Raw genomic sequence first — 26097 nt, 5'->3', positions numbered from 1 at the left:
ACCGTGGATTATTCGGCAGATATGCGATCTGACACGGATTAATCCTGAGTGTAACCGTATACACTCCCACTGTTTTGGCACATTTAATCGTTTTCACTCAGGACTTTTCTATGACAGCTTTTCCTCGCCCCGACAGGTATCAGCATATGCAATGGCGTCGAAGTGGACGCAGTGGACTGAAGCTTCCTGCGATTTCACTGGGCCTGTGGCATAACTTTGGTGACAGCACCCAATTAGCAACCAGCCGGCAGTTGCTGCGCCATGCGTTTGACTGCGGCATCACCCATTTTGACCTGGCGAATAACTACGGTCCGCCGCCCGGTTCCGCAGAAAGCAATTTTGGTCGCATTATGCGCGACGATTTTCAGGCGCATCGCGACGAGCTGATTATTTCGACCAAGGCCGGTTATACCATGTGGGAAGGCCCTTACGGCGACTGGGGTTCGCGCAAGTATCTGGTCGCGAGTCTGGACCAGAGCCTGCGTCGAATGGGCCTGGATTACGTTGACATCTTTTACCATCACCGTCCCGATCCGGAAACGCCGCTGGAAGAAACCATGCGGGCGCTGGATCACGTTGTCCGTCAGGGTAAGGCGCTGTATGCCGCCATTTCCAACTATCCGGCAGAGCGGGCTGCTGAAGCGATGACGATTCTGCGCGATCTGGGGACACCCTGCCTGATTCATCAGCCCCGCTACTCCCTGTTTGAACGCACACCGGAACAGGGCTTATTGCAGACGCTGGATGAGCATGGCACAGGCTGTATCGCATTTTCGCCCCTCGCGGGTGGTGTGCTGACCGATCGCTATCTGCAGGGTATTCCCTCCGATTCCCGCGTCGCCAGCGGCAGTAAGTTCCTGAATGAAAATCAGCTGACGGAAGAGAAAATGGCCAGGGTGCGTAAGCTGAACGATCTGGCAGAACAGCGTGGGCAGAAACTGGCGCAAATGGCGTTAACGTGGGTGCTGCGCGATCCGCGCATTACCTCCGTGCTGATCGGGGCCAGTAAAACGGCACAAATTGACGACGCGGTGCAGATGCTGACCCAGTCACCGCTCTCGACAGACGAACTCGCCGCCATTGAGGCGATACTGGCCTGATACGGGTTGCCCGCGCACGCGGGCGGCTGTGCCAGAAAACTCTCAAAGCCCTGTTTTTCGCGTATTTTCAGACAACATGTGCAGGCTTCTTTGTGCAATACCGTCAGAATGACGTGACAGCAGTAATCATAAGCTGCTGCAGGAGAAGATAATGATACGTGGAGTATGCTTTGCTGCTTTCATAGCAGTGTTAACGCCGCTGGCGATGCACACAGCACAAGCCTCGGGAAATGAGATACGCCTGGCTCCAGGCGTCACGCTGCATCTGGGCGACCGGGACCGCCGGGGTTATTACTGGGATGGCGACCGCTGGCGTGAACCGCGCTGGTTTAACGATCGCTACGCTTATAAGGAAAGACGCTGGTGGCGGCATGATGCCTGGCGACGTCATCAGGAAGCGGAACGGGAACGTCGCTGGCACGCGCGTGAACGGCAACGCCAGTGGAAACATGAACGACGCCACTGGCGTCATGCGCCCCCTGAGCCGCCGCATCACTACCGCTAACCGTCGTCTGCCGGCCTGCGTGCCGGCAGACAACCTGCGGTTACTCCTCGCGGCTTTTCACCCGGGCGAGCGCAAAGCCATCCCAGCCTTTTTCGCCCACGGTCTGAATCGCGGTCGCCTCCAGTCGGGGATCGCTGGCCAGCAGCCGCAGACACTCACGTACGCCCTGCACGTTGCCGTCGGTAGAACCGGCATCAATCACGGCACCGCCGCGAACAATGTTATCGACGATAATGAGACTGCCGGGCCGGGAGAGCTGAATGGCCCAGCGAAGATAGCCGGGATTATTTTTTTTGTCCGCATCAATAAAAATGAGATCAAAGGGAGCCTGCAGATGCGGCAGGACATCCAGCGCCGCCCCCACATGCAGCGTAACCCGTTCGGACAGGCCAGCCTGATGAATATTTTCGCGGGCAACCTGCGCATGGCGGGGATCGGCTTCTATCGTGGTGATAGTTCCCCCCTCGCCCAGCGCCTGCGCCATCCAGATCGTGCTGTAGCCGCCGAGTGTGCCGATTTCGAGCACACGTGAGGCATTCTGAATGCTGATTAACAGCGCCAGCATTTTACCTTGCATCGCCGAAACATCATGAGCTGGCAGCCCGGCCTGACTGTTTGCCTGGAGGGCCGCGCTGAGGTGGTTATCGGGCGGCGCTAACAACTGTGAAAAATAATCGTCAACGGCGGCCCATTTCACATGGTCGTCTGAAGGGTAATCTGGCGTGCGCATGATGTCACTCCTGACTCGGGAAGAGAGTGACATTATAAACTGTGGCATTCAGCGCTTAAAGCCGTGCCCGATCGCTGCCGGGTAAGGCTACATGCCCATGGCCTGTCCGACGAGCAGGTAAATATTCAGGCTGACCACCAGCACCACAATGATTCGACCGGTGTTCTGCATCAGACGACTGTTTACCAGGGCTTCGCCCATCAGCTCACGGTTCCCCGTAAAGACCAGCAAAGGGATCAGCGCCAGTGCAATACCAAAGCTCAGCAGGACCTGGCTCATCACCAGCACACGCGTGGGATCCCAGCCCGCCCAGATCACGATAAATGACGGCACCATGGTGACGGCACGACGGACCCAGAGAGGGATATGGAAATTGATAAAGCCCTGCATTACCACCTGGCCCGCCAGCGTACCCACCACGGTGGAGGATAACCCCGCCGCGACCAGGCTCAGGCCGAATACCGTCGCGGCAGCATGACCGAGCAAGGGCTGCAAGGTGGTGTAAGCCTGATCGAGTTCCGCAATACCGCTGTGGCCGCTAAAGTGAAAAGCCGCAGCGGCCGTGGCCATCATCGCCAGATTAACAAAACCGGCGATGGTCATCGCGATCGCCACATCCAGCTTAGTGGAAGAGTAACGTTGCGCCTGGCTGTCGCGGCTTTTTCCCTGCGTTAAGGCAGAATGCAGGTAGATGACGTGCGGCATAATGGTTGCACCCAGCACACCGGCCGCCAGGAAAACCGCATCGGCATTGGGCAGTGAAGGCAGCGCCATGCCTGTCACCAGTTCGCTGACTTTTGGCTGGGAAAAAAACAGTTCAACAATATAAGCGGCCGCAACAAACAGGAGTAATCCGCCGATCACCAGCTCCAGCGGCTTTTGCCCGCGGTTTTGCAGCATCAAAATCAGAACGGTGGCCACACCGGTAAGGACCGCGCCCTGCATCAGTGAGACGCCCAGCAGCAGTTTGAATCCCAGAGCCGCGCCAATAAACTCCGCCAGATCGGTCGCCATCGCGATGATCTCTGCCTGCACCCAGTAAAACCACACGGCCGGACGCGGGAACCGATCGCGAATGTGTTCCGCCAGATTCTTGCCCGTGGCAATACCGAGCTTTGCTGACATCAGCTGGATAAGCATGGCCATAATGTTGGCCCACACCACCACCCACAGCAACTGGTAGCCATACGCGGCACCGGCCTGAATATTGGTCGCGAAGTTGCCCGGATCGATATAGCCGATCGCGGCGATAAAGGCAGGCCCCAGTAAAGCGAGTTTGATTTTTCTGGCGCCACGCGCTGCGCGTTCTGCGGCACGGCTTTCTAGCATATCGGGTACCCTGTCTGAGTTAACCTGTGTAGCTTAAGGCGACACAGGTACGAGTGAAATTCGGTTTCGCTAATCGCTATGATAGATAATGCTATAAAGTATAGCCATTGCTATAAATCAGGGCTAAGAAAGCTCTACTTATACAACGTATTTTAGTCACTCTACGTGTTGTGCAAATTACAGACAATAGATTTAAGTGAAATCCATGTGAATATTTTGGTTACAGGACGTGATCGCTGAGAGTTTTCTGAGAAATTTGGCGATAGTGAATACTTATATTGTGGATGAGATCTCGTTTTTCGGTAAGCCGTTACATAGAATACGCAGCAAAATACAATCCTCCTCAAATTTGGAGCAAACATGTCCCATATTTTGCAGTTTCTTTTAGCACTAGTGGTAGTCAGTGTGCTGGCCTTGCTGGTCAGCCACGACAGAAAAAGTATTCGGGTTCGCTACATTATTCAGCTTCTGGTTATCGAAATCATTCTGGCCTGGTTCTTCCTGAACTCAGAAGCCGGTCTGGGATTCGTCAAAGGCTTCGCTGGTTTCTTCGACCATCTTCTGAAATATGCGGCTCAGGGCACCAACTTTGTCTTTGGCAACATGAACGATAAAGGTCTGGCCTTCTTCTTCCTGAACGTCCTGTGTCCGATTGTGTTCATTTCGGCGCTGATCGGGATTCTTCAGCACTTCCGTATTCTGCCATGGGTGATTCGCGGCATCGGTACGGTGCTGTCTAAGATTAACGGCATGGGTAAACTGGAATCGTTTAACGCCGTAAGCTCTCTGATTTTGGGACAGTCTGAGAACTTTATCGCGTATAAAGACATTCTGGGCAAAATGTCACAGCGTCGTATGTACACGATGGCGGCGACCGCGATGTCCACCGTGTCCATGTCGATTGTGGGTGCCTACATGACCATGCTGCAGCCTAAGTATGTGGTTGCTGCGCTGGTGCTGAACATGTTCAGTACCTTTATTGTACTGTCGCTGATCAACCCTTACCGCGTCGATAACGAAGAAGACCTGCAGTTGCAGGATCTGCACCAGGGTCAGAGCTTCTTTGAAATGCTGGGCGAATATATCCTGGCTGGTTTCCGTGTAGCCATCATCGTCGCAGCAATGCTGATTGGTTTTATCGCCCTGATTTCTGGCCTGAATGCGCTGTTTGACTTCATTTTCGGTATCACGTTCCAGGGCGTGCTGGGTTACGTCTTCTATCCTTTTGCCTGGGTGATGGGCGTGCCATCAGGCGAAGCGCTGCAGGTTGGCAGCATCATGGCAACGAAACTGGTTTCCAATGAGTTTGTGGCGATGATGGATCTGCAGAAAATCGCCAGCCAGCTGTCGCCAAATGCCGAAGGTATTCTGTCGGTTTTCCTGGTGTCTTTTGCTAACTTCTCGTCTATCGGCATCGTCGCGGGCGCGATTAAAGGCCTGAATGAAGAGCAAGGCAACGTTGTTTCGCGCTTCGGTCTGAAACTGCTGTATGGTTCAACGCTGGTCAGCGTGCTGTCCGCAGCCATTGCAGGCCTGGTGCTGGCATTCTGATTCCGGGATTACGCAACAGACAAGGCGAGCCAACTGGCTCGCCTTGTTGCTTTTAACCAGAAACGGTTTGACGCTTACGCTTTACCCTTCCTGAGTCACCCTGCTACTTTGCATTGACAGCAGTTTGCAGTCTGCCCCTTGCCACACAGTCCTCTCTCTTCTTAAAGGAGCGTTTATGGCGTTGGATGCCGAGGGTTACATCGCCGTTCCACCTGTGACCGCCTTTCAACCGGCGTTTCAGGCAATCGTTGACGATACCCTTCATCAACTCCGTCTGACCGTCGGCGATGATCTTCACAGCCTGTGGCTCTATGGCAGCGTTGCGTTTGGCACAGCCGTCGAAGGGCAGTCTGATCTGGATGTCTGCCTTGTCTTTCGTCATCCGCTCGCGCCCGCTACGCGCGACAGCCTGGCGGCCGTAAAAGAGAGGCTTACGGCAAGGCATCCTGTCGTCAGTAAAATTGACGTTGATAAAGGCACGCTAAGTGAGGTGATGGATCCGAACAACCTTAATACATGGGGATACTGGCTAAAGCATCACTGCCGCTGCCTTTACGGTGAAGATTTATCGGTGCGTTTTAACCGGTTCAGACCCTCGAAAGCGCTGGCGAGGGCACTAAATGGCGATTTCACAAAGGTTTTAGACGAGTATGTCGCGAAACTGTCCTGCGCCTTGCCCGGCCGCCAGCAGTGGCAACGCGCCGCCGCCAGAAAAGTCATTCGCTCAACGAATATGCTGCGTCAGGATAGCGACGCGGACTGGCCTGCAACGCTTGCCGAGCATGTATCGCGCTTTGTTCTGCGTTATCCCGACCAGGAAGCTGCCATCGCCTTCTTTCTCGCCGAAAGTTATCAGCCCAGTACATCGGGCAGGGAATTTATCTCGCAGCTTGACGCGTTCAGGGGATGGCTGGTTCAGCAGTTAGAACAATCGTAACGAGAACGTACGAGGGAAATATGAAAAGCGCCCGATAGAACGAGAAGGCGATGCAGGCTCAACTCACCCGTCCGTGTGAGCCAGGCGGTGTTTTAAAATGAATAGTTAATTTACAGGTGAAACTGAGAGATTACACCACCTTTGAAGTTACGGACTCTTATTAGACCTTGTTCTCAACAGCATTTATACAGAGTGTGGTCATCCACACTCATTTAGCGATTTATTTATATCTTTTTTTCACTATCCTAATTATAAAAAAAATCGCTATAGATAATATTAGAGGAATACCAAAAATAACCCATAACCCGGCCGGGTCAAATTCACCATCGGCCATCGCAACACCTGTTGCATTCAATATGTCATCAATGTAGTAGGACAGTTTCTCTGTGAACTGCCAAACGGGGCGGACAAAAAAGACAATGGCAAGGCAAGCCACGTATATCAAAATGAAAAGTAAAACAGAATTCCTGCGATTAGTTGATTTTGCAATTGTCATAATCTGTTCTCCCTTTAACAGTCACACGTCCATATGCTTTAACACCGGCTTTCACCTGCATCATTTCTGTCTTAAGTAATGCATTACGAAGAATGTTGAACTGTGGGATTTTATAGAATGTTATACATCCCCATGACTCCCCACTTCCATTCGGTCTCAAAGGATGCAGCCTGAAACCACCACGCTCAGAGCCATGTACATAGAGATGGTCACTCATAGTAGCGTCATTATAAAGACCAAACCACTCACTGTGATCGGTGCCGTTACGCCAGTCTTTAATTGCACTAAGGACACGGTTACTCATACTGCCTGTCGGGCGGGGAACAATCCAGTATGTGCCCGGAGGAAGCGCAGCTTTATTCTTATATGCGCATTCGGCAATGTTAGTCGTCGGGTTTTCGCCCGAGAAGACATCAAAGGTTCCTACTCCATAACAAAGTAATTTAACAGTTCTACCGTCAGCACTTACCTTGCTGTAATCCATCTCGCACTCGATCATTCGTGCCCCCTACCTTTCGATGAAAAAATCATACTTAGATTGAATTTTCCAATCAAGCGAGTTTGGAGGGGAACCGAAACCCTCATTAAAATCCATAAGATAAAGACTAATATGGATTATGTTTATAATCCTCTTTGAATCGCATTATCTCACTCTCCCAGAAAGTAAAAACAAATTTAATCGCTGATTTGAGTTCGACGCGTTCAAAATCTCGTCCATCATGCGACTGTGGTTCATCCAAAATTAAATAGATGCCATTAGCTTAAGTGAATACACCGTCACCAAAAGGCGCACTAAAAAGTCCTTCGTTATGATCAGATGCAATCTGTTCAACGTGCCGTGCGATTGCGTGCTGATGTAACTGAAAATGTTTTGATGCATTCGCCACAGCATGAACCACTTCATATAACATCTTATTTTTACCCTGCAAGCTATCACCTGGTTTTCCAAAACCATTGGATTTTGCGTAATCATAAACATGGTAGAGGACGATTGCTGCTATACGTCCTCGACGCATGTTCATCTCATCTGCATAAAACTCGTCCACAGTTGGCCGAACTGTTTGCTCAAAGTAATCAATCACGGGTCTGAGGTTCATACTTTCTCCTGAGTTGAATCCTTGCAGAATGAAAGGGCAGTCCCCCTTCCTTCAAACCCCAATCCTTGAAGCAGTCACAAATATAGCGACGTGAGCGGCTGTCCAGGGAGACACGTGTTCTCGTGCTACTGGTGCATCTGAGGCGTGAGCAAAGAGCTTAGGATTATGTTCTCGAAGCAAAACAGGGTAACGCATCGCGCCTGAATAATGCGGTCAGACGGTGCTGGAAGAGATGTTGAAGGTGGATGTGCGTCAATCTCGCTGACGTCTTTAATCGCTGCTGAGTCGAGTGGCAAAGTCAAAAGCTAAAGAGAGGCGATTTTCACATGACAGCACGAACAAGATTGGAAATAAGATGAGAAAAACCAGCACATTGCGTTCTGATGACTTATTGATTTGATGAACAAGCAGAAAGTTGGTGGAGATAAGCGGGATCGAACCGCTGACCTCTTGCATGCCATGCAAGCGCTCTCCCAGCTGAGCTATACCCCCACATCTGGAAATCGTTTTTTCAGTGCCAAACTTTTGGGAGAAGTTTGGTGGAGCTAAGCGGGATCGAACCGCTGACCTCTTGCATGCCATGCAAGCGCTCTCCCAGCTGAGCTATAGCCCCGAACCGAAAAAACCGTCGTGTTACGCGACGGACGGCATAATATGAAACCCCCCAGGGAGTGTCAACGGCAAAATCACATTCTGTGTTTGATCGCTGAAAAAGACGGCAAACTTAACGCGATGACGTCCGTTTGCGCAGAAAAAGAGCTTGTTAATATGATGTAAGGTGTCTGGTCGGGGTTAAACCTTTTTGATCGGCGTTAAGTTAATGCATCGTTAAATATGTTATAGGAATTATCTTGTCTTCCCTGTAATGTCGTGTAAAACTTAGCCCGCTATTTAATACGGCTGCATGGTTTTCTCCAGCGCACCGTTCTTCAACCAGGCGTTTTCGCTCCACCACTAAAATCAATAGAGAATATATGTCGCTGCATACACCTAAAGAGATCGCCCAACTGGCGATTCAGGCAGGGGTGGCCAAAAGCCATGCCTCCATTAGCTCCCTTATCATTCTTGGTTTCATGGCCGGTGCCTTTATTGCTACAGGGTTCCTGCTGGATGTTCACGTCATTAACTCTTTACCCGCAGACTGGGGGTCATTTGGTGGCTTTTTAGGGGCTGCCGTGTTCCCGGTGGGATTGATCCTGACCATTCTGGCCGGGGGCGAGCTGCTAACGGGTAACATGATGACGCTGCCCATTGCCTGGTTTGCCCGCCGTGTTAGCGGTTACAGCGTATTACGTAACTGGTTCTGGGTAACGATTGCGAACTTCCTCGGCAGCATCGCGATTGCCTGGTTCTTTGGTCACATGCTGGCCATGACCGAAGGTGATTACCTGAAAAAAACGCTGGCGATTGCGAATGCGAAGGTGCATGCCGATTTCCTGCATGCCTTTATCTCCGGCATTGGCTGTAACTGGCTGGTGTGCCTGGCCGTCTGGCTGGCATTCGCCAGTAAAGATGTCGTCGGTAAAATTTTTGGCATGTGGTTCCCGGTGATGGCGTTCGTGGCGATTGGTTTCCAGCACGTTGTCGCCAACATGTTCATTATTCCTGCGGCGATTTTCGCCGGTCAGATGACCTGGGCTGAATACTTCCCGAATTTTGTGGCGGTATTTTTAGGTAATGCTGTAGGCGGTGCCGTCTTCGTGGGTCTGGCTTACTTCCTGGCGTTCCGCCCCGCTGCCGAACAGGCACACACTGCGCAATAATTCCTCATTGCCTTTTGTTGAGAGACAAAAGGCAATTTCGTTTTCCGTTACTTTCACCCGTTACGATTTCCTGTAATATGTATAGCTAATGTATTGAACAGGGACAGCATCGTGAAAAAGGAATGGCTTACTCCGGAAGAACTGGCAATCGAAACGGGCTACAGTCGGCAGACGGTGAACAAATGGATCAAACGCGAGAACTGGACGACGACGCCAAAACCCGGCGTTCAGGGCGGAAAAGCGAGACTGATCCACATTGATGAGCGCGTAAAAAGCTTTATTCAGTCGACACGTAATCTCAATGAACCTACAGGCAATTATACTCCTCCACCTAATTCATTACCTGCGTTATTAATAAGTTCTGTCCAGCAAATGAGCCAGAATGAACAGGATCAACTTATGGCCCTGATTTTGCGGGAAGGGATAAAAGGTGTGCTTGAGCGTCTGGGCATTCGTGAAGAATAAGAAAACCGGAAGCGCGAGGCTTCCGGTTTTTTTGCGCCGCTGACAATCACGTCCCGCGGCTCAGACTTTAGTCGGGTGTTGTCAGTAAGTGTCCTGATAACATCACCGCCAGCCGTCAAAGAGAAAGATTATTCGCTCTGCGCTTCGCGCTCAGCAATAAAGGCCAGCGCTTTCTCAATACGCTCAACGCTACGGCTGCGGCCAATCGCTTCGACCGTCACATCCAGTCCCGGTGACTGCCCTGCTCCGGTAACGGCTACACGCAATGGCATACCGACTTTACCCATACCGACGCCTAACTCATCGGCAGCCTGCTGGATAGCGGCATGCACCGTTTCGGCATTCCAGTCAGTCAATGCAGCCAGTTTATCGCGAACCACTTCCAGTGGCTGGCGGGCGACCGGACGTAAATGCTTTTTCGCGGCATCCGCATCGAACTCTGTGAAGTCCTGGTAGAAATAGTGGCAGGATGCCGCCATCTCTTTCAGCGTTTTGCAACGTTCCCCCAACAGCGTAACCAGTTTCGCCAGCTCCGGGCCGGTACGCGTATCAATGTTTTGCTGCTCGATATGCCATTGCAGATGCGTGGCAACGTACTCCGGTGGCAGCGCATTAATATAATGATGATTTAACCACTGCAGTTTTTCCGTATTAAAGGCGCTGGCGGATTTGCTCACCGCGTCCAGGCTAAACAGCTCTGTCATTTCTTTAACGGAGAACACTTCCTGATCGCCATGGGACCAGCCCAGACGCACCAGATAGTTGAGCAGCGCTTCCGGCAGGTAACCATCATCACGATACTGCATAACACCGACTGCACCATGGCGCTTAGACAGTTTTTTACCGTCATCGCCCAGGATCATGGAAACATGCGCATAAACCGGTACCTGAGCCCCGATGGCTTTCAAAATGTTGATCTGACGTGGTGTGTTATTGATATGGTCTTCACCGCGCACAACATGCGTAATGCCCATATCCCAGTCATCAACCACGACACAGAAGTTGTAGGTTGGCGAGCCGTCGGTACGGCGAATAATCAGGTCGTCCAGTTCCTGATTACTGAATTCAATCGGGCCGCGAATCTGGTCATCAAAAATGACCGAGCCTTCCTGCGGGTTACGGAAGCGCACCACATGAGGCTCGTCTGCGGCATGGTGCTCATGGCTGTCGCGGCAACGGCCGTCGTAACGCGGTTTTTCACCGTTCGCCATTTGGGTTTCACGCAGCGTTTCGAGACGCTCTTTAGAGCAGTAGCATTTATAAGCCGTGCCTGCTTCCAGCATTTCATCAATGACGGCGTTGTAGCGATCAAAGCGTTTGGTCTGATAATACGGGCCTTCATCCCAGTCCAGACTCAGCCAGTTCATACCGTCCATAATGGCTTCAATGGCTTCCGGTGTTGAACGCTCCAGATCGGTATCTTCGATGCGCAGCACAAACTCGCCCTGATGATGACGAGCAAAGAGCCATGAATAGAGTGCGGTACGAGCACCGCCTACATGTAAAAAGCCAGTAGGGCTTGGCGCGAAGCGAGTTTTGATTTTCATTCAGTATTGCCTTAAATGCGCGGGTTCTTGTCTGGATGACAAAAAACAGGTTAGACGCGAAAACAGTGCGCATATTCTAGCACCTGATGATGAATCCTCAATGCATGCAACGTAGCAGAGCGGCAGCAAAGCCCGCATTTCTGCTAAGAAAACCAGCATATTGGATAAAATCCCTGCGAGATGTTTAAAATTAAACCGAACGCACAATTAAGTTTTAAAAAGCGTTGACTCAAAATCAACTATCCCTATAATGCGACTCCACACAGCGGGGGTGATTAGCTCAGTTGGTAGAGCATCTCCCTTACAAGGAGGGGGTCGGCGGTTCGAACCCGTCATCACCCACCACTCTTAAGAAGGTTTAAGATGGCCCGCAGTGACAAGAGATAAGATATGGGTGATTAGCTCAGTTGGTAGAGCATCTCCCTTACAAGGAGGGGGTCGGCGGTTCGAACCCGTCATCACCCACCATATCTTAGTCAGATGACACTCTTGTGAAGCAGTACCGAAGTGGGTGATTAGCTCAGTTGGTAGAGCATCTCCCTTACAAGGAGGGGGTCGGCGGTTCGAACCCGTCATCACCCACCACTTCGGGTCGTTAGCTCAGTTGGTAGAGCAGTTGACTTTTAATCAATTGGTCGCAGGTTCGAATCCTGCACGACCCACCAATGTAGAAAGGCGCCCTAAAGGCGCCTTTTTGCTATGCGCAAAAAGTGCAGGATGAGAACCTGCTGCAGGTTCGACTGAATCGCGCAGCGATTCAGGCTGATGCGCCAGCATCACCCGAAGGGTGAGGCCCGCAGGGCCGAAGGCAATCCTGCACGACCCACCAATGTAGAAAGGCGCCCTAAAGGCGCCTTTTTGCTATGCACAAAAAGTGCAGGATGAGAACCTGCTGCAGGTTCGACTGAATCGCGCAGCGATTCAGGCTGATGCGCCAGCATCACCCGAAGGGTGAGGCCCGCAGGGCCGAAGGCAATCCTGCACGACCCACCAATGTAGAAAGGCGCCCTAAAGGCGCCTTTTTGCTATGCACAAAAAGTGCAGGATGAGAACCTGCTGCAGGTTCGACTGAATCGCGCAGCGATTCAGGCTGATGCGCCAGCATCACCCGAAGGGCGAGGCCCGCAGGGCCGAAGGCAATCCTGCACGACCCACCAAATTCAGGAAAAAGCGCCTTCAGGCGCTTTTTTCGTTTCTGCGCTCCGATGTCTGATGTGCGGAATGAGAGTCTGCCGCAGGTTCAGTTACCCGCCCTGCTTTTTCCCACTGCCGAAATAATGAAACCAACAGCCGTATCCGCCACCGTTACCCGTCTACTCAACTGAATGGTAAGGACTAACGTTAATCTGTAAAAATCTTTTCGTAAATTTAACATTTTGAGGCATTAAGCTTTTGCCGCGCGCATCCGATAACCTAAAACGTCTAATTGCAAGGAGATCATCATGACAACTATTTCAACCAGCACACCGAGCATCGGCAGTGGCTCAACGTCAGATACGACAAGCGCCTCATCAGACACGGCAGCACAAATTGCCAGTCTGAATAAGCAGATTTCGCGCCTGAACGACCAGTTAAAAAGTCTGGGCGATGATAAAACACTGACCACCGAAGAAAAGAAGAAGCAGCAGGATACAATCAAAGCGCAGATTCAGGTTTTAGAAGCGCAAATCCAGCAGCTGCAACGCAAAGAGCAACAAAAAGCCGAAGCGAAACAGGCGGAAAAAGAAGGTAAAACCGTGTCAGCCGACGGCGTCAATCGCCCTACCCAAAATAATCAGCTCGACGTCTATATTTAAAACGCAGGACTGGAAGCACGTTGTTGCGTCAGCAGAGCTCCCTGCTGACGCACCTCCTGCCATATGGCCTCGCCCGCAGGCGTTAACGAGCGATTCTTGCGCTTAATTAATGTCAGGCTGCGATTGATCTCAGGATAGAGACGTCTTACCGTTAACGCGCGCCCCGCAGGAAGCGGTAACGCCAGCGCGGGTAAAATGCTGATCCCGATACCTGCATCAACCATAGGAAACAGCGTGGCCGGATGACCGATTTCCTGAACCACATTGATACTGATATTCTGCTGACGTAACGCCGCGTCAATTAATATCCGGCTGCCCGACGCATAATCCTGAAGCACCATCGTACGTCCCTCCAACATCGGCCACCTTGCCTGCCCGACCTCAGCAAGCGGATCATCCTCCCGGCACAGCAGTAAAAAGGGTTCATCCAGTATGGCGCAGCAATCGAATTCACTGTCATTCAGCGGGCCAATCACAATGCCAAAATCGACTTCGGCGTGACGTACGCTCTGAAGCACGGCCTGCTGCACCCGATCGTGCAGGATGATCTTTATTTCCGGGTAGCTCTGCTGACTGGCGGCAAGGCATTGCGGCATCAGGTGGGCTGAGATCGTCTGACTCGCTGCGATGCGTACCGTACCACTGCGTTGTTCGCCATAGCTACGAATATCCAGCAGCGTGGTGTTTATCTCTTCCAGCAACCTTTCCATACGCGAAGCCAGCTGCTGCCCGGCTTCGGTCAGCACCACCTCGCGCGTCGTGCGATCCAGCAAGCGGACGCCCGTTTCCGCTTCCAGCTCTTTAATGCTGTGGCTGACCGCAGACTGACTCAGCCCAATCGCCTGCCCTGCCTGGCTAAAGCCACCGTAATGCGCAACGGCCACAAAGGTGCGTAACTGACGTAGGGAGTAATTCATTAATTTCTCGCATAGATTCATTTAATAAATCAATTTTATTTCTAAACCCTCATCGCGCACAATCACTCCAGACTTAATTTAACCGGATTTTAACGATGGGATTTCTCCGTATTGACCCGATGATGATCAAGCTGATCATCACTGTACTTCTGGCCTCTTTCATTCCGGCGAGAGGCGGCTTCGTGGACTTTTTCACGTACCTGACCACCGCCGCCATCGCCCTGCTGTTCTTCATGCACGGTGCCAAACTGTCACGCGAAAAAATCATCGCAGGCAGCAGCCACTGGCGGCTTCACCTTTGGATCATGTGCAGTACGTTTGTTATGTTCCCGGCGCTGGGGCTGCTGATTGTCTGGTGGCATCCGGTTAACGTCGGCGCAGAAATTTATACCGGCTTCCTTTACCTCTGCATTTTGCCTGCCACCGTCCAGTCGGCCATCGCGTTCACCTCAATGGCTGGCGGCAATGTGGCTGCGGCGGTGTGCAGCGCATCGGCATCCAGCCTGTTAGGTGTTTTCGTCTCCCCGCTGCTGGTTAATCTGGTGATGGACGTCAACAGTAACGGACCAGGCGATGGCCTTGAGCAGGTGGGTAAAATCATGCTGCAACTGTTGGTGCCGTTTGTTTTAGGTCATCTGTCACGCCGCTGGATTAGCGGTTGGGTGGAAAGGAACCGTAGCCTGATTGGCATCACCGATCAGACGTCCATTCTGTTGGTGGTTTATTCCGCGTTCAGCGAAGCGGTGGTGAACGGCATCTGGAAACGCGTCGGGATTGATACGCTGCTGTGGATTCTGGCGGGCTGCATCCTGCTCCTGACGCTGGTGCTGATTATTAACTATCTAGCTGCGCGCCTGTTTGGCTTCAGTCGTCCCGATGAAATCGTGGTGTTGTTCTGTGGCTCGAAAAAGAGCCTGGCGAACGGCGTGCCGATGGCCAATATCCTGTTCCCCGCCAGCGCGGTGGGTATCATCGTCTTGCCACTGATGATTTTTCACCAGGTTCAGTTGATGGTGTGCTCGTTTATTGCCGGACGTTACAAGCGAACCAATGCGTTGCAGGCGGAGAAAAGCAAAGCGGCTGTCGTGGAATCGCAGAAATAACGGAAACACGTTCAGACAAGCGGCCTCATGCGAGGCCGCGAACTCAGTCACCACGCTTTAAAGGTTTAACTAACCCTTCCAGCCCTTCAATTTTTATCGCCAGGGTAAGCTGCATCAGCTCCCCCAAACGACCAGCCGGAAACTCGCCGCTACGGGCGAACCACAGCAGATAGGGCTCTGGCAAATCAATCAGCATCCGGCCTTTATATTTGCCAAACGGCATGGCCGTATTCGCAATCTCGATCAGCGCCTGCTTATCCATCTCAGGTACCGAGTCGCCGGATCATTTCGGCTTCATCAATGATCTCGATGCCCAGCTCCTGCGCTTTTGCCAGCTTCGAACCCGCAGCTTCTCCTGCGATCAGCAAATCGGTTTTCTTCGATACGCTGCCGCTGACTTTGGCACCGAGTTCGATGAGTCGCGCTTTGGCATCGTCCCGGTTCATCTGCGAGAGTGAGCCCGTTAACACTACGGTCTTGCCTGCAAACGGACTGTCGATCTCGCCGGGGTTCACCGCCACCACCTGGGGCCAGTGGATACCAATATCTTCAACCAGCTGCCGGATCACCTCGCGGTTGCTCTCTTCTTCCATGAAGTGACGTACGTGCTTCGCGACGACCGTGCCCACATCCTGAACCGCAATCAGCGCGTCCAGATCGGCATCCATGACCTTTTGCAGATCGCCAAAATGACTGGCCAGGTTTGCCGCCGTGGCTTCGCCGACTTCGCGAATACCCAGCGCATAGAGGAAACGCGCCAGCGTAGTGGATTTGGCTTTTTCCAGCGCGTCGACCACATTCTGCGCCGACTTCGCGCCCATACGATCTAACCCGGTCAGGGTTTCACGGCTGAGCCGGAACAGATCGGCCGGGGTTTTGACGTACTCTTTCTCGACCAGTTGATCGATAATCTTGTCACCCATGCCGTCAACGTCCATGGCGCGCCGCGACACAAAATGCTTCAGCGCTTCTTTGCGCTGTGCGCCACAGATTAAGCCACCGGTACACCGCGTGACCGCCTCGCCCTCAACGCGTTCAACATCGGAACCGCATACCGGGCACTGAGAGGGAAACACGATCTCACGGGCATTGTCAGGCCGTTCGGTGGTTACAACGTTGACCACCTGAGGAATCACATCGCCGGCACGACGAATCACGACTTTGTCGCCAATGCGCAGGCCAAGGCGTTCAATTTCATCGGCATTATGCAATGTGGCATTGCTGACCATCACGCCTGCCACCTGAACGGGTTCCAGCCGGGCAACAGGTGTAATAGCGCCCGTCCGCCCCACCTGGAACTCGACGTCACGCACAATCGTCATCTGCTCCTGCGCAGGAAACTTGAACGCCACGGCCCAGCGCGGCGCGCGCGCGACAAAGCCCAGCTTTTCCTGCAATTCCTGCGAATCGACTTTAATCACCACGCCGTCGATATCAAAACCCAGCGTGGCCCGCTCTGATTCAACCTCGTGATAAAACGCCAGCGCTTCACCGGCGTTCTGCACCAGACGAATACGGTCGCTGACCGGTAGGCCCCAGGCTTTGAACTGTTGTAGTCGCGCCATGTGGCTGCGGGGCATCTCGCCCCCTTCCAGCAGGCCCAGTCCATAGCAGAAGAACGTTAGCGGTCGTTTCGCGGTGATACGGGGATCCAGCTGGCGCAACGAGCCCGCTGCCGCATTGCGTGGATTGGCAAAGACTTTGCCCTCTGTACGGCGCGCCTCGGCATTGAGTTTTTCAAAGCCGCTTTGCGTCATAAACACTTCTCCACGCACTTCTACTCTGGCGGGAATATTGTCCCCTTTGAGGCGCAGCGGAATGGCACGAATCGTCCGCACATTCGTCGTGATATTTTCGCCTGTTGTGCCATCGCCGCGCGTCGCCGCGCGCGTTAATAAGCCATCTTCATACAACAGGCTGACCGCCAGGCCATCCAGTTTGAGTTCACAGCAATAGGTGAGATCGTCGGTGCTTTTCAGACGATCCTGGACGCGCTTATTGAAGGCCCTGAAACTGGCTTCATCGAACGCGTTATCCAGTGACAGCATCGGCACTTCATGGCGTACCTGCTCAAATACCATCAACGGGGCGGCCCCTACGCGCTGCGTGGGAGAATCAGGCGTGATCAGATCAGGATGCTGTGCTTCCAGATCCCGCAGTTCCCGCATGAGGCGATCGTATTCCGCATCCGGCACTTCCGGCGCGTCCATAACGTGATACAGATATTCGTGATGGCGCAACGTGGTGCGCAGTTCAGTGATGTGTTCCTGGACGGATTTCATATAACCCCATCAGATAAAAAACCCCCGACAGGCGGGGGTTCATCATAATAATTTGAAAAAGTGTGGATTACTCGCGGGATTCGACCACATCGCGGATACGCGCTTTGTAAGTTTCCAGCTTTTGCGGCGTCATCATCCGGCGTTCGTCATCCAGTACCACACCGCCCACATCGTCCGCGATACGCTGCGCGGACTGTAGCATCAGCTTAAAGTTCTGATTCGCATCGCCATACGACGGCACCATCATGAAAATGGAGACGCCAGGCGTGGTGAAGTCGGTCATTTCGTCAGGATTGAAGGAACCGGGTTTCACCATGTTAGCCAGACTAAACAGCACAGGACCGCTGCCTGCCGGACTGAGATGACGATGGAAAATGTTCATTTCACCAAACTGAAAACCGGCCTGCAAAATGCCCTGTAGCAAGGCTTCACCATTCAGCTGACCGCCTGAGTGCGCCGCGACATGCAGCACAAGCACCGCTTCTTTGGGCTTACTGCTGGTCTGCGGACGAGGTTCAGGTTGTTTCGGCTGCGGCGGCGGACTGACCACCACAGGTTCAGGCTCATAGTCAGGCTCAGGTTCGGCCTGATAAACAGGATTAGGCTGAACGCTGTCCAGCGGATCGCTATCCAGCAACGGATCGGCCTGAACCGGCGGTGCGGTGAAGGCTGGTGGCTGGCGAGTCGGTGCAGGCCGTTGTGGCGCACGTTCCGGTTGCGGTGCCGGGTCAAAAAGAGGATCGCTTTCAGGCTGCGGCGCAGAAGGCTGACGCGGGCGCTCCTTAACAGGCTCACGCCGCACTTCAGGCTGTGGCTCGTGGATGTCGTCAAAATGAGGCTCCTGGTGCCCGCGCGTATTACGCACACGCACTTCACCGACGCCGTCATCAACGTCGTCGGTCAGCGTCTCATCATCATGTTCATCACGTTGTTTCAAACGTTTGTGCGGGCGATCGCGGAAGACTGAAGAGCGTTCTTTACGGCTGGTCCACAGTCCGTGAATAAGAAGCGCTATAATGGCGATCGCGCCAACAACGATTAATATCAGACGCAAATCCTGCATCATTGTATTCTCTGTTGTTCCAATACCTTGCCACCGCGGCAAACTTTATTCTCTAACTGTATTTGCCCTGCCAGATAAGTGCAAGTCTGTGCAGTATTTTCTCACAAATAAGATAGCTCACCGCCACTTTTTCGTTGTTTTTTTACCCAAACGGCACCTGGTCAGCAGAAAAAGCCAGGTTATAGTAGGCGCGCCTTAACATCTTCAGGAGAACTGGCTCGATGGCTGTGAATAATTCCGTTTCCTCTTTTAATGGCGTGCACTATTTTAGCCAGGGCTGGAAGCTAATCAGGTTACCGGGCATACGGCGCTTCGTCATCATCCCCTTGCTGGTCAACATCCTGCTGCTAGGCGGCGCCTTTGTCTGGTTATTTTTCCGTCTTGACGAGTGGATCCCCAAACTGATGTCGCATGTGCCGGACTGGCTGCAATGGCTCAGCTATGTGCTGTGGCCGCTGTCGGTGATTTCGGTGGTGCTGGTGTTTAGCTATTTCTTTTCAACGATAGCCAACCTGATTGCCGCGCCGTTTTGCGGCCTGCTGGCGGAACAACTTGAGGGGCGGCTGACGGGTAAACCACTGCCTGACAGCGGCTGGCTGGGCATGGTTAAAGACGTGCCACGCATCATGAAACGCGAATTACAAAAGCTGGGCTACTACCTGCCCCGCGCACTGGGCCTGTTATTACTTTATTTAGTTCCGGGTTTTGGGCAGACGGTGGCACCCGTGCTGTGGTTTATGTTCAGCGCCTGGATGTTGTCTGTTCAGTATTGCGACTATCCTTTCGATAACCATAAAGTCAGTTTTCAGCAGATGCGTCATGCCTTACGCCAGCACAAGACAGCCAATATGCAGTTTGGCGCGCTGGTGAGCCTCTTTACAATGATTCCCGTGGTGAACCTGGCCATTATGCCGGTCGCCGTGTGCGGGGCCACCGCGATGTGGGTTGATCGCTACCGGGCGAACCTGGCTCGTGAAAGCCTGCGCTGAACATATCAACTATCCTTATGCAATTTTCGGCAGGTCTTATCGCCATGAGACATATAGATATATGATTTCTTTCCTTCCGCCACGGGGCAGAACAGGTATGCTCAGAGGGTTCCCAATAATTCATACAGTTAAGGACAGGCTATGAGTAAGATCTATGAAGACAACTCTTTGACAATTGGTCATACGCCGCTGGTTCGACTGAACCGCATCGGTAACGGCCGCATCCTTGCGAAGGTTGAGTCCCGTAACCCGAGCTTCAGTGTGAAATGCCGTATCGGTGCCAACATGATTTGGGACGCAGAAAAACGCGGTATTCTTAAGCAAGGTATTGAACTGGTTGAACCGACCAGCGGTAACACCGGTATTGCATTAGCCTACGTGGCCGCCGCGCGCGGTTACAAACTGACGCTGACCATGCCGGACACCATGTCTGTTGAGCGCCGTAAGTTGCTTAAAGCCTTGGGCGCAAATCTGGTCCTGACCGAAGGCGCAAAAGGCATGAAAGGCGCGATCGCCAAAGCCGAAGAGATCGTGGCCAGCGATCCCGACAAGTATTTGCTGCTGCAGCAGTTCAGTAACCCGGCCAACCCGGAAATTCACGAGAAAACCACCGGTCCCGAAATTTGGGAAGACACGGATGGTGAAGTGGATGTGTTCATTGCCGGTGTGGGGACCGGCGGCACGCTGACAGGCGTAAGCCGTTACATCAAAAACACCCAGGGTAAGAAATCCTTGATCACCGTGGCCGTAGAACCCACTGACTCACCGGTGATTGCGCAGGCGATGGCGGGCGAAGAGCTGAAACCCGGCCCACATAAGATTCAGGGGATTGGCGCGGGCTTTATTCCGGGTAACCTGGATTTGGCGCTGATCGATTTAGCTGTCGGCATCACTAATGATGAAGCGATCGCCACGGCCCGTCGCCTGATGGAAGAAGAAGGCATTCTGGCAGGTATCTCTTCGGGTGCCGCCGTTGCCGCCGCGCTGAAGTTGCAGGAAGATGAAGCCTACGCCAACAAAAACATCGTTGTCATTCTTCCTTCTTCCGGTGAGCGCTATCTCAGCACCGCGCTGTTCGCCGATCTTTTCACGGAAAAAGAGCTGCAATAGCCCGTAGTTCGCCCTGGACAAACGCTTAAAAAGCACCCTGACGGGTGCTTTTTTGTGGCGCAGATCTCACTTTTACCATGCAGCCAATTGATTTCAGTCGTGTGGCTCTGGTATTTAGACTGCCAATTATTTCGATGCCTGAAATTAATCCTCCTTTGAAGTGGATCAAGCTGAATCAAGTTTCAGATTTAGTGAAAGGGCGAATCACGGCATAATTACCCGGTGACGTGCTCAACTCGTGTTTTGACACGCAGCGGGAATGAAACACTCATTCAAGCGCATTTGTTCGATTGTAAGTTGTATACCCGCGCACCTACACAGGCTAAAGTTACGGCTCCAGGCTAGACTTTAGATCCATAACACTCATCCTGAAAACGTTGGGGAAATAGAATGTTCCAGCAAGAAGTTACCATTACCGCACCAAACGGACTGCATACTCGCCCTGCTGCGCAATTTGTCAAAGAAGCTAAAGCCTTCCAGTCAGAAATCACCGTGACCTCCAACGGCAAATCGGCCAGCGCCAAAAGCCTGTTTAAGCTGCAGACTCTGGGTCTGACTCAGGGCACCGTTGTCACACTTTCTGCGGAAGGTGAAGATGAGCAAAAAGCCGTAGAGCATCTGGTTAAGCTGATGGCGGAACTGGAGTAATCTCCTTTCTGCTCCGCTTAAAACGACTCTTCTGCGCCATTGTGTGCAACATCTTGATCGCGGACAACCTGTCCGCGTTATTGCTTTCGTAGAGTACGTGTCACACGACTATGGCAACGCAACGAGTCCAGTCAGCCATCGTGATAAAAAGGTAGGGTTATGATTTCAGGCATTTTAGCATCACCAGGTATCGCTTTCGGCAAAGCTCTGCTGCTGAAAGAAGACGAGATCGTCATCAACCGTAAAAAAATTTCAGATGACCAGGTTGAGCAGGAGGTTCAGCGCTTTCTGCAAGGGCGTAGCAAAGCGGCTGAGCAACTTGAAGCTATTCGTATCAAAGCCAGCGAATCCCTGGGTGAAGAAAAAGCAGCCATCTTCGAAGGCCACATTATGTTGCTGGAAGACGAAGAGCTGGAGCAGGAAATCATAGACCTGATCAAAAAAGATCACGCCACTGCTGATGCTGCTGTGAACTCCGTCATCGACGCCCAGGCAAAAGCCCTGGAAGAGCTGGACGACGAATACCTGAAAGAGCGTGCGGCAGACGTGCGTGACATCGGTAAGCGTCTGCTGCAAAACATTTTAGGTCTGCACATTGTCGACCTGAGCGCAATCCAGGAAGAATCTATTCTGGTGGCGAAAGATTTAACGCCATCCGAAACCGCACAGCTGAATCTGAAAAAGGTGCTGGGCTTTATTACCGATTTGGGTGGCCGTACCTCGCACACCTCAATCATGGCACGCTCATTAGAAATCCCGGCGATTGTCGGCACCGGTAACGTGACCGCCACCATCAAAAACGGCGATTTCATCATCCTGGACGGGGTGAACAATGCGATTCACATTAATCCGTCTGAGGCAGTTCAGGAAGAGCTTAAAGCGGTTCAGAACCAGTATCTGTCTGAAAAACACGAGCTGGCGAAGCTGAAAGATCTGCCGGCTGTTACGCTGGATGGCCATCAGGTTGAAGTCTGCGCCAACATCGGTACGGTACGCGATATCGCCGGTGCCGAGCGCAACGGCGCAGAAGGTGTTGGCCTGTACCGCACTGAGTTCCTGTTTATGGATCGCGACTCACTGCCGACTGAAGAAGAGCAGTTCCAGGCGTATAAAGCGGTCGCAGAAGCCATGGGATCGCAGGCCGTGATCGTCCGTACCATGGATATTGGCGGTGATAAAGACCTGCCTTACATGAACCTGCCTAAAGAAGAAAACCCGTTCCTGGGCTGGCGCGCCATCCGTATTGCGATGGATCGTAAGGAAATTCTGCATGCACAGCTGCGTGCTATCTTACGTGCCTCTTCTTTCGGTAAGCTGCGCATCATGTTCCCGATGATCATTTCGGTTGAAGAAGTGCGTACGCTGAAAGCGGAACTGGAGCTGCTGAAAGCGCAGTTACGCGAAGAAGGTAAAGCGTTTGACGAGTCAATCGAAGTGGGCATTATGGTGGAAACGCCTGCGTCTGCCGTGATTGCACGTCACCTGGCGAAAGAAGTCGACTTCTTTAGCATTGGGACAAACGATTTGACGCAGTATACTCTTGCAGTAGATCGTGGTAATGATTTGATTTCGCACCTGTATAACCCGATGACGCCTTCGGTACTGAACCTCATCAAGCAAGTCATTGATGCGTCTCATGCTGAAGGTAAATGGACTGGCATGTGTGGTGAGCTGGCAGGTGACGAACGTGCTACACTACTGTTACTGGGAATGGGGCTGGACGAATTCAGCATGAGTGCCATTTCTATCCCTGGCATCAAGAAAATTATTCGTAATACACATTTCGAAGATGCGAAGGCGTTGGCAGAGCAGGCACTGGCTCAACCTACGGCGGAAGACTTGATGAACCTGGTGAACAAGTTCATTAAAGAAAAAACGCTCTGCTGATCCACGAGATGCTGGCCCCAAATTACTGCTTAGGAGAAGATCATGGGTTTGTTTTCTAAACTTTTTGGCGAAAAAACAGATAGCGCTGGGACAATTGATATCGTAGCGCCTCTGTCTGGCGAAATCGTGAATATTGAAGACGTACCAGATGTGGTGTTTGCAGAAAAAATCGTGGGTGACGGTATTGCGATCAAACCAAGCGGCAACAAAATGGTTGCGCCGGTTGATGGGACTATCGGCAAGATTTTCGAAACCAACCATGCCTTTTCAATCGAATCCGATAATGGCATTGAGCTGTTCGTGCATTTCGGCATCGATACCGTCGAACTGAAAGGCGAAGGCTTCAAACGCATCGCCGAAGAAGGTCAGAAGGTTAAAAAAGGCGACGTGGTGATCGAATTCGATCTGCCGCTGCTGGAAGAGAAAGCAAAATCCACACTGACCCCTGTTGTCATTTCCAATATGGATGAAATCAAGGATTTGACAAAACTGTCTGGTCAGGTCGTCGTGGGTGAAACCCCGGTGATTCGCATCAAAAAGTAATACACAAACGGCACCTCAGGGTGCCGTTCTCTTATGCTTCTATGCTTCACGTCTCTGCTTAATGCGGCTGCCAGCGGGGCAAACGCAGTGTCAGCTCCAGTCCGCCTTCAGGCCGGTTAACCGCCCTGACCTCGCCATGATGCGCCAGTACCACTTTGCGCACAATTGCCAGCCCCAGCCCGTAGCCTTTACCCAATAACGGCGAATTGACCCGGACAAAGGGATCAAAGATGCTGGACAGCTTATTCTCATCGACGCCTGGCCCCTGATCCCGCACCTGAATCGCCAGCCACTGTTGCTCAACCTGCAGGCTGACCTCAATGCGCTGACCCGGCAGCGAAAAGCGTAAAGCATTACGCAGCACGTTCTCAATGCCTCGCCGGCATAACTCAGCATTCCCGCGTACGGTATGATCGGCCTGCTCATCAACGTTAAACACGACCTCGACACCGGGGATCTGCGCTTCATAACGGAGATCGGTAACCACCGCCTCTAATAAGCCGGCCAAATCAAAATAGTGTTCGCCCGGCACACTTTCATGCTCGGCACGCGCCAGGGTTAACAGTTCACCAATCATCTTATCCAGCCGCTGTGCCTCTTCGTCGATGCGATCCAGCGAGTCATTCACGTTTTCTGGCCGCTGTCGCGCCAGGCCCGTTGCCAGCTGCAGACGGGCAAGCGGCGAGCGCAGTTCATGAGAGATGTCATGAAGCAGGGCTTCACGGGCACGCACCAACGTGTCCAGGCGTTCAACCATGGCATCGAACGCCTGCGCCACGCTGGAGAGCTCGTCATGACGCTTACGCAGCGCAGGATAGAGCCTGATGCTTAAGTCGCCATTGGCTACCCGCGAAAAACCTTCACGCAGTTGTCGCATAGGGCGCGTCAGGTTCCATGCCAGCAGCAGGCTAAACAGCAACCCCACAGACCCGGCGAAAATGAACATGGGCTCAGGAATATTCAGGAAATTATGTGGCCGCCCCTCCCGGCTCATTGTGCGTATGCCTTTCAGATCGTACAGCAGTTCATAGCTCTTGCCGTCCGGGCTCTGTGCCTGGCGCACAAGATGGTCGGGAAAAAAGGATTTTTCGGGCGTTTCGGGCGCAAGCGGCGGTGCCTCTGCGTTGCGGAGATTATCCAGTGCGCGTACATGCAAAAACGCCCGATCTTCCGGGGCCCACTCCGCCATCATCGCATCCAGCGCTGACGGGCCGCCCCGCTCCAGCACCGACACGGCTGACGCCATCAGCGCGTCAGCCAGCCGCTGGGTGACCAAATATTCAGGGGGATGATGCCGCGTACCGGAAAGTGAGAAACCCAGCCAGATCAGCTGACTGATAATCAGGAAAACCAGCCAGAACCCCAGCAGGATCTTCCAGAACATGCGCCCACGGTAAGTTTGATTCATCGAATGCGATAACCAATGCTGCGAACGGTTTCGATGGTGATGCTGTCGGCGGTGAGCGCGCTGAGCTTCTGACGGATATTACTGATATGCACATCCACGCTGCGATCGTACGCTTCACGCGGTCGTCCCAGGCCTTTCTCAGACAGCTCGTCTTTCGTCACCACCCGGTCCGGTGAACGCAGCAGCAAATCCAGCAGATTAAATTCAGAGGCGGTCAGATCAAAGGCTTTCCCCTGCCATTCCGTCACGCGGTTGGCCGCATTGAGTGTTAACTCTCCCCATTGCAGCGTCTCTTTTTTATCCTGCAAAGGCGCATGCTCTTCAATCCGACGCAGTACGGCACGCAAGCGCGCCACCAACTCACGGGGATAACACGGCTTGGGCATATAGTCATCGGCCCCCATTTCCAGGCCGATAACCCGATCAATATTGTCGCCCTTGGCCGTCAGCATAATTACCGGCAGACGGCTTTGCTGGCGCACCTGGCGCAGGACATCGGTGCCGCTCATATCCGGCAGCATAATATCCAGAATCATGGCGCTGTATTCACCGGACAGCGCCCCCTGCACACCGGCAGTGCCGGTTAACACCAGTTGCGTATCAAAGCCTTCCGTGATCAGATACTGGCTCAGCATCGTGCCTAATTCTACGTCGTCATCTACCAGCAGGATTTTCATTGTTATCTCTCTTACGTCACTGGCGCTATTTTGAACCGGGCCAGCGAAACGCGCAGCCAGTTTTACGCGATCCTTACAGATGCCAGTAAGCTTAGCCAAATAAACAAGACTCAGGCAGCCGACGGCGCAGCATAAGCCTTCAGCGGGCGTAATG

The 26097-nt window shown here is 52.7% G+C and carries 24 protein-coding genes, 6 tRNA genes, 3 other RNA genes and 1 pseudogene; 20 read left to right on the top strand and 14 right to left on the bottom strand.

The annotated features are described in order from the left end of the window. Nucleotides 1-110: 110 nt before the first annotated feature. Complete coding sequence (mgrA, locus tag C1N58_RS03535) at nt 111-1100, top strand: L-glyceraldehyde 3-phosphate reductase (protein WP_006120370.1); 990 nt, start codon at nt 111-113, stop codon at nt 1098-1100. A gap of 151 nt (nt 1101-1251) precedes the next feature. After that, complete coding sequence (locus C1N58_RS03530) at nt 1252-1605, top strand: DUF2502 domain-containing protein (RefSeq protein ID WP_394564580.1); 354 nt, start codon at nt 1252-1254, stop codon at nt 1603-1605. Between the two features lie 40 nt (nt 1606-1645). Here the strand turns inward: C1N58_RS03530 and C1N58_RS03525 are convergent, their stop codons facing one another. Both C1N58_RS03525 and C1N58_RS03520 read right to left on the bottom strand, forming a co-directional pair. Continuing rightward, on the bottom strand, nt 1646-2335 hold the full coding sequence (locus C1N58_RS03525; RefSeq protein ID WP_054633382.1) for an O-methyltransferase: 690 nt from the start codon (nt 2333-2335) through the stop codon (nt 1646-1648). Between the two features lie 87 nt (nt 2336-2422). Continuing rightward, nucleotides 2423-3667 (bottom strand): annotated as a pseudogene (locus tag C1N58_RS03520) (Nramp family divalent metal transporter); the annotation flags it as partial. A gap of 357 nt (nt 3668-4024) precedes the next feature. Between C1N58_RS03520 and C1N58_RS03515 the strand changes: the two are divergent. Beyond that, entirely contained in the window at nt 4025-5215 is a 1191-nt protein-coding gene (locus C1N58_RS03515; protein ID WP_006120376.1) for a NupC/NupG family nucleoside CNT transporter, read from the top strand. Between the two features lie 175 nt (nt 5216-5390). Beyond that, complete coding sequence (locus C1N58_RS03510; protein WP_054687337.1) at nt 5391-6152, top strand: nucleotidyltransferase domain-containing protein; 762 nt, start codon at nt 5391-5393, stop codon at nt 6150-6152. A 220-nt stretch (nt 6153-6372) separates the two neighbouring features. On the opposite strand, the gene C1N58_RS03505 is transcribed toward C1N58_RS03510, so the two are convergent. The 5 genes from C1N58_RS03505 to C1N58_RS03485 all read right to left on the bottom strand — a co-directional run bounded on the left by C1N58_RS03505 (nt 6373) and on the right by C1N58_RS03485 (nt 8358). Then, a complete protein-coding gene (locus C1N58_RS03505) occupies nt 6373-6648 on the bottom strand; it encodes a hypothetical protein (RefSeq protein ID WP_054687335.1) in 276 nt (91 codons plus the stop codon). Then, entirely contained in the window at nt 6626-7132 is a 507-nt protein-coding gene (locus C1N58_RS03500; protein ID WP_226375727.1) for a DUF2778 domain-containing protein, read from the bottom strand. Before C1N58_RS03500 ends, C1N58_RS03505 begins: the two co-directional genes overlap by 23 nt. A gap of 277 nt (nt 7133-7409) precedes the next feature. After that, nucleotides 7410-7745 carry a hypothetical protein gene (locus C1N58_RS03495; protein ID WP_054687333.1) on the bottom strand — a complete coding sequence of 112 codons (336 nt, stop codon included), beginning with the start codon at nt 7743-7745 and terminating at the stop codon, nt 7410-7412. 416 nt (nt 7746-8161) lie between these two features. Next, nucleotides 8162-8237: transfer RNA gene (locus C1N58_RS03490), tRNA-Ala, on the bottom strand. 45 nt (nt 8238-8282) lie between these two features. Further along, nucleotides 8283-8358 (bottom strand) — tRNA-Ala (locus C1N58_RS03485). A gap of 361 nt (nt 8359-8719) precedes the next feature. On the opposite strand from C1N58_RS03485, the gene C1N58_RS03480 reads away from it, so the two are divergent. Together C1N58_RS03480 and C1N58_RS03475 are read left to right on the top strand one after the other, a co-directional pair. Next, nucleotides 8720-9508: a formate/nitrite transporter family protein gene (locus tag C1N58_RS03480; RefSeq protein WP_006120379.1), complete on the top strand. Its 789-nt coding sequence runs from the start codon at nt 8720-8722 to the stop codon at nt 9506-9508. Between the two features lie 111 nt (nt 9509-9619). After that, a complete protein-coding gene (locus tag C1N58_RS03475) occupies nt 9620-9973 on the top strand; it encodes a YfeC-like transcriptional regulator (protein WP_033740792.1) in 354 nt (117 codons plus the stop codon). Nucleotides 9974-10101: 128 nt separating this feature from the next. On the opposite strand, the gene gltX is transcribed toward C1N58_RS03475, so the two are convergent. Next, nucleotides 10102-11520: a glutamate--tRNA ligase gene (gene gltX / locus C1N58_RS03470; RefSeq protein ID WP_033740793.1), complete on the bottom strand. Its 1419-nt coding sequence runs from the start codon at nt 11518-11520 to the stop codon at nt 10102-10104. A gap of 269 nt (nt 11521-11789) precedes the next feature. Between gltX and C1N58_RS03465 the strand changes: the two genes are divergently transcribed. The 8 genes from C1N58_RS03465 to C1N58_RS03430 all read left to right on the top strand — a co-directional run bounded on the left by C1N58_RS03465 (nt 11790) and on the right by C1N58_RS03430 (nt 13316). Further along, nucleotides 11790-11865, top strand: a tRNA-Val gene (locus tag C1N58_RS03465). Between the two features lie 47 nt (nt 11866-11912). Then, a tRNA-Val gene (locus C1N58_RS03460) sits at nt 11913-11988 on the top strand. A gap of 41 nt (nt 11989-12029) precedes the next feature. After that, nucleotides 12030-12105, top strand: a tRNA-Val gene (locus C1N58_RS03455). 4 nt (nt 12106-12109) lie between these two features. After that, nucleotides 12110-12185, top strand: a tRNA-Lys gene (locus tag C1N58_RS03450). A 31-nt stretch (nt 12186-12216) separates the two neighbouring features. Then, a non-coding RNA gene (locus tag C1N58_RS03445) (RtT sRNA) lies at nt 12217-12349 on the top strand. 31 nt (nt 12350-12380) lie between these two features. Beyond that, nucleotides 12381-12513, top strand: a non-coding RNA gene (locus C1N58_RS03440) — RtT sRNA. A 31-nt stretch (nt 12514-12544) separates the two neighbouring features. After that, nucleotides 12545-12677: non-coding RNA, RtT sRNA (locus C1N58_RS03435), on the top strand. A gap of 285 nt (nt 12678-12962) precedes the next feature. Beyond that, nucleotides 12963-13316 (top strand): FlxA-like family protein, encoded by a 354-nt coding sequence (locus C1N58_RS03430; protein ID WP_006117791.1) that lies wholly within the window; start codon nt 12963-12965, stop codon nt 13314-13316. Here the strand turns inward: C1N58_RS03430 and C1N58_RS03425 are convergent. Beyond that, nucleotides 13313-14233: a LysR family transcriptional regulator gene (locus C1N58_RS03425; protein WP_033740794.1), complete on the bottom strand. Its 921-nt coding sequence runs from the start codon at nt 14231-14233 to the stop codon at nt 13313-13315. The two genes, C1N58_RS03430 and C1N58_RS03425, sit on opposite strands and share 4 nt — an antisense overlap. Nucleotides 14234-14328: 95 nt before the next feature. Between C1N58_RS03425 and C1N58_RS03420 the strand changes: the two genes are divergently transcribed. Beyond that, the gene (locus tag C1N58_RS03420; protein ID WP_006117793.1) at nt 14329-15336 is read left to right on the top strand and encodes a bile acid:sodium symporter family protein; all 1008 of its coding nucleotides are present in this window, start codon (nt 14329-14331) and stop codon (nt 15334-15336) included. Nucleotides 15337-15379: 43 nt separating this feature from the next. On the opposite strand, the gene C1N58_RS03415 is transcribed toward C1N58_RS03420, so the two are convergent. The 3 genes from C1N58_RS03415 to zipA form a co-directional block, all read right to left on the bottom strand. Next, nucleotides 15380-15598 (bottom strand): DUF3820 family protein, encoded by a 219-nt coding sequence (locus C1N58_RS03415; RefSeq protein ID WP_039339860.1) that lies wholly within the window; start codon nt 15596-15598, stop codon nt 15380-15382. 1 nt (nt 15599) lies between these two features. Beyond that, nucleotides 15600-17618: an NAD-dependent DNA ligase LigA gene (ligA, locus tag C1N58_RS03410; RefSeq protein ID WP_394564579.1), complete on the bottom strand. Its 2019-nt coding sequence runs from the start codon at nt 17616-17618 to the stop codon at nt 15600-15602. Between the two features lie 67 nt (nt 17619-17685). After that, nucleotides 17686-18684, bottom strand: coding sequence for a cell division protein ZipA (gene zipA, locus C1N58_RS03405; protein ID WP_394564578.1), 999 nt, complete (start codon nt 18682-18684; stop codon nt 17686-17688). A 218-nt stretch (nt 18685-18902) separates the two neighbouring features. Between zipA and cysZ the strand changes: the two genes are divergently transcribed. The 5 genes from cysZ to crr all read left to right on the top strand — a co-directional run bounded on the left by cysZ (nt 18903) and on the right by crr (nt 23858). Further along, the gene (cysZ, locus tag C1N58_RS03400; protein ID WP_054687328.1) at nt 18903-19670 is read left to right on the top strand and encodes a sulfate transporter CysZ; all 768 of its coding nucleotides are present in this window, start codon (nt 18903-18905) and stop codon (nt 19668-19670) included. Between the two features lie 141 nt (nt 19671-19811). After that, on the top strand, nt 19812-20780 hold the full coding sequence (cysK, locus tag C1N58_RS03395) for a cysteine synthase A (RefSeq protein WP_033740801.1): 969 nt from the start codon (nt 19812-19814) through the stop codon (nt 20778-20780). Nucleotides 20781-21170: 390 nt separating this feature from the next. Further along, nucleotides 21171-21428, top strand: a complete 258-nt coding sequence (gene ptsH / locus C1N58_RS03390) for a phosphocarrier protein Hpr (RefSeq protein WP_003848868.1) — start codon at nt 21171-21173, stop codon at nt 21426-21428. 159 nt (nt 21429-21587) lie between these two features. Beyond that, a complete protein-coding gene (gene ptsI, locus C1N58_RS03385) occupies nt 21588-23315 on the top strand; it encodes a phosphoenolpyruvate-protein phosphotransferase PtsI (RefSeq protein ID WP_394564577.1) in 1728 nt (575 codons plus the stop codon). 42 nt (nt 23316-23357) lie between these two features. Beyond that, nucleotides 23358-23858, top strand: coding sequence for a PTS glucose transporter subunit IIA (gene crr / locus C1N58_RS03380; protein ID WP_006117800.1), 501 nt, complete (start codon nt 23358-23360; stop codon nt 23856-23858). Nucleotides 23859-23916: 58 nt separating this feature from the next. On the opposite strand, the gene C1N58_RS03375 is transcribed toward crr, so the two are convergent. Both C1N58_RS03375 and C1N58_RS03370 read right to left on the bottom strand, forming a co-directional pair. Beyond that, nucleotides 23917-25266, bottom strand: a complete 1350-nt coding sequence (locus C1N58_RS03375) for an ATP-binding protein (protein ID WP_006117801.1) — start codon at nt 25264-25266, stop codon at nt 23917-23919. Then, nucleotides 25263-25943, bottom strand: coding sequence for a response regulator transcription factor (locus C1N58_RS03370; protein WP_006117802.1), 681 nt, complete (start codon nt 25941-25943; stop codon nt 25263-25265). The genes C1N58_RS03375 and C1N58_RS03370 overlap by 4 nt, the downstream gene beginning before the upstream one ends. Nucleotides 25944-26097 lie beyond the last annotated feature (154 nt).

The sequence above is a fragment of the Pantoea sp. SGAir0180 genome (assembly GCF_043546245.1).
This window is presented reverse-complemented; position numbering and strand designations above follow the sequence as displayed.

Excerpts from the sequence above, each read along its gene's own strand:
- mgrA (WP_006120370.1), top strand. The coding sequence starts at position 111 with ATGACAGCTTTTCCTCGCCCCGACAGGTATCAGCATATGCAATGGCGT.
- C1N58_RS03530 (WP_394564580.1), top strand. The coding sequence starts at position 1,252 with ATGATACGTGGAGTATGCTTTGCTGCTTTCATAGCAGTGTTAACGCCG.
- C1N58_RS03525 (WP_054633382.1), bottom strand. The coding sequence starts at position 2,335 with ATGCGCACGCCAGATTACCCTTCAGACGACCATGTGAAATGGGCCGCC.
- C1N58_RS03515 (WP_006120376.1), top strand. The coding sequence starts at position 4,025 with ATGTCCCATATTTTGCAGTTTCTTTTAGCACTAGTGGTAGTCAGTGTG.
- C1N58_RS03510 (WP_054687337.1), top strand. The coding sequence starts at position 5,391 with ATGGCGTTGGATGCCGAGGGTTACATCGCCGTTCCACCTGTGACCGCC.
- C1N58_RS03505 (WP_054687335.1), bottom strand. The coding sequence starts at position 6,648 with ATGACAATTGCAAAATCAACTAATCGCAGGAATTCTGTTTTACTTTTC.
- C1N58_RS03500 (WP_226375727.1), bottom strand. The coding sequence starts at position 7,132 with ATGGATTACAGCAAGGTAAGTGCTGACGGTAGAACTGTTAAATTACTT.
- C1N58_RS03495 (WP_054687333.1), bottom strand. The coding sequence starts at position 7,745 with ATGAACCTCAGACCCGTGATTGATTACTTTGAGCAAACAGTTCGGCCA.
- C1N58_RS03480 (WP_006120379.1), top strand. The coding sequence starts at position 8,720 with ATGTCGCTGCATACACCTAAAGAGATCGCCCAACTGGCGATTCAGGCA.
- gltX (WP_033740793.1), bottom strand. The coding sequence starts at position 11,520 with ATGAAAATCAAAACTCGCTTCGCGCCAAGCCCTACTGGCTTTTTACAT.
- C1N58_RS03430 (WP_006117791.1), top strand. The coding sequence starts at position 12,963 with ATGACAACTATTTCAACCAGCACACCGAGCATCGGCAGTGGCTCAACG.
- C1N58_RS03425 (WP_033740794.1), bottom strand. The coding sequence starts at position 14,233 with ATGAATTACTCCCTACGTCAGTTACGCACCTTTGTGGCCGTTGCGCAT.
- C1N58_RS03420 (WP_006117793.1), top strand. The coding sequence starts at position 14,329 with ATGGGATTTCTCCGTATTGACCCGATGATGATCAAGCTGATCATCACT.
- C1N58_RS03415 (WP_039339860.1), bottom strand. The coding sequence starts at position 15,598 with ATGGATAAGCAGGCGCTGATCGAGATTGCGAATACGGCCATGCCGTTT.
- ligA (WP_394564579.1), bottom strand. The coding sequence starts at position 17,618 with ATGAAATCCGTCCAGGAACACATCACTGAACTGCGCACCACGTTGCGC.
- zipA (WP_394564578.1), bottom strand. The coding sequence starts at position 18,684 with ATGATGCAGGATTTGCGTCTGATATTAATCGTTGTTGGCGCGATCGCC.
- cysZ (WP_054687328.1), top strand. The coding sequence starts at position 18,903 with ATGGCTGTGAATAATTCCGTTTCCTCTTTTAATGGCGTGCACTATTTT.
- cysK (WP_033740801.1), top strand. The coding sequence starts at position 19,812 with ATGAGTAAGATCTATGAAGACAACTCTTTGACAATTGGTCATACGCCG.
- ptsH (WP_003848868.1), top strand. The coding sequence starts at position 21,171 with ATGTTCCAGCAAGAAGTTACCATTACCGCACCAAACGGACTGCATACT.
- ptsI (WP_394564577.1), top strand. The coding sequence starts at position 21,588 with ATGATTTCAGGCATTTTAGCATCACCAGGTATCGCTTTCGGCAAAGCT.
- crr (WP_006117800.1), top strand. The coding sequence starts at position 23,358 with ATGGGTTTGTTTTCTAAACTTTTTGGCGAAAAAACAGATAGCGCTGGG.
- C1N58_RS03375 (WP_006117801.1), bottom strand. The coding sequence starts at position 25,266 with ATGAATCAAACTTACCGTGGGCGCATGTTCTGGAAGATCCTGCTGGGG.
- C1N58_RS03370 (WP_006117802.1), bottom strand. The coding sequence starts at position 25,943 with ATGAAAATCCTGCTGGTAGATGACGACGTAGAATTAGGCACGATGCTG.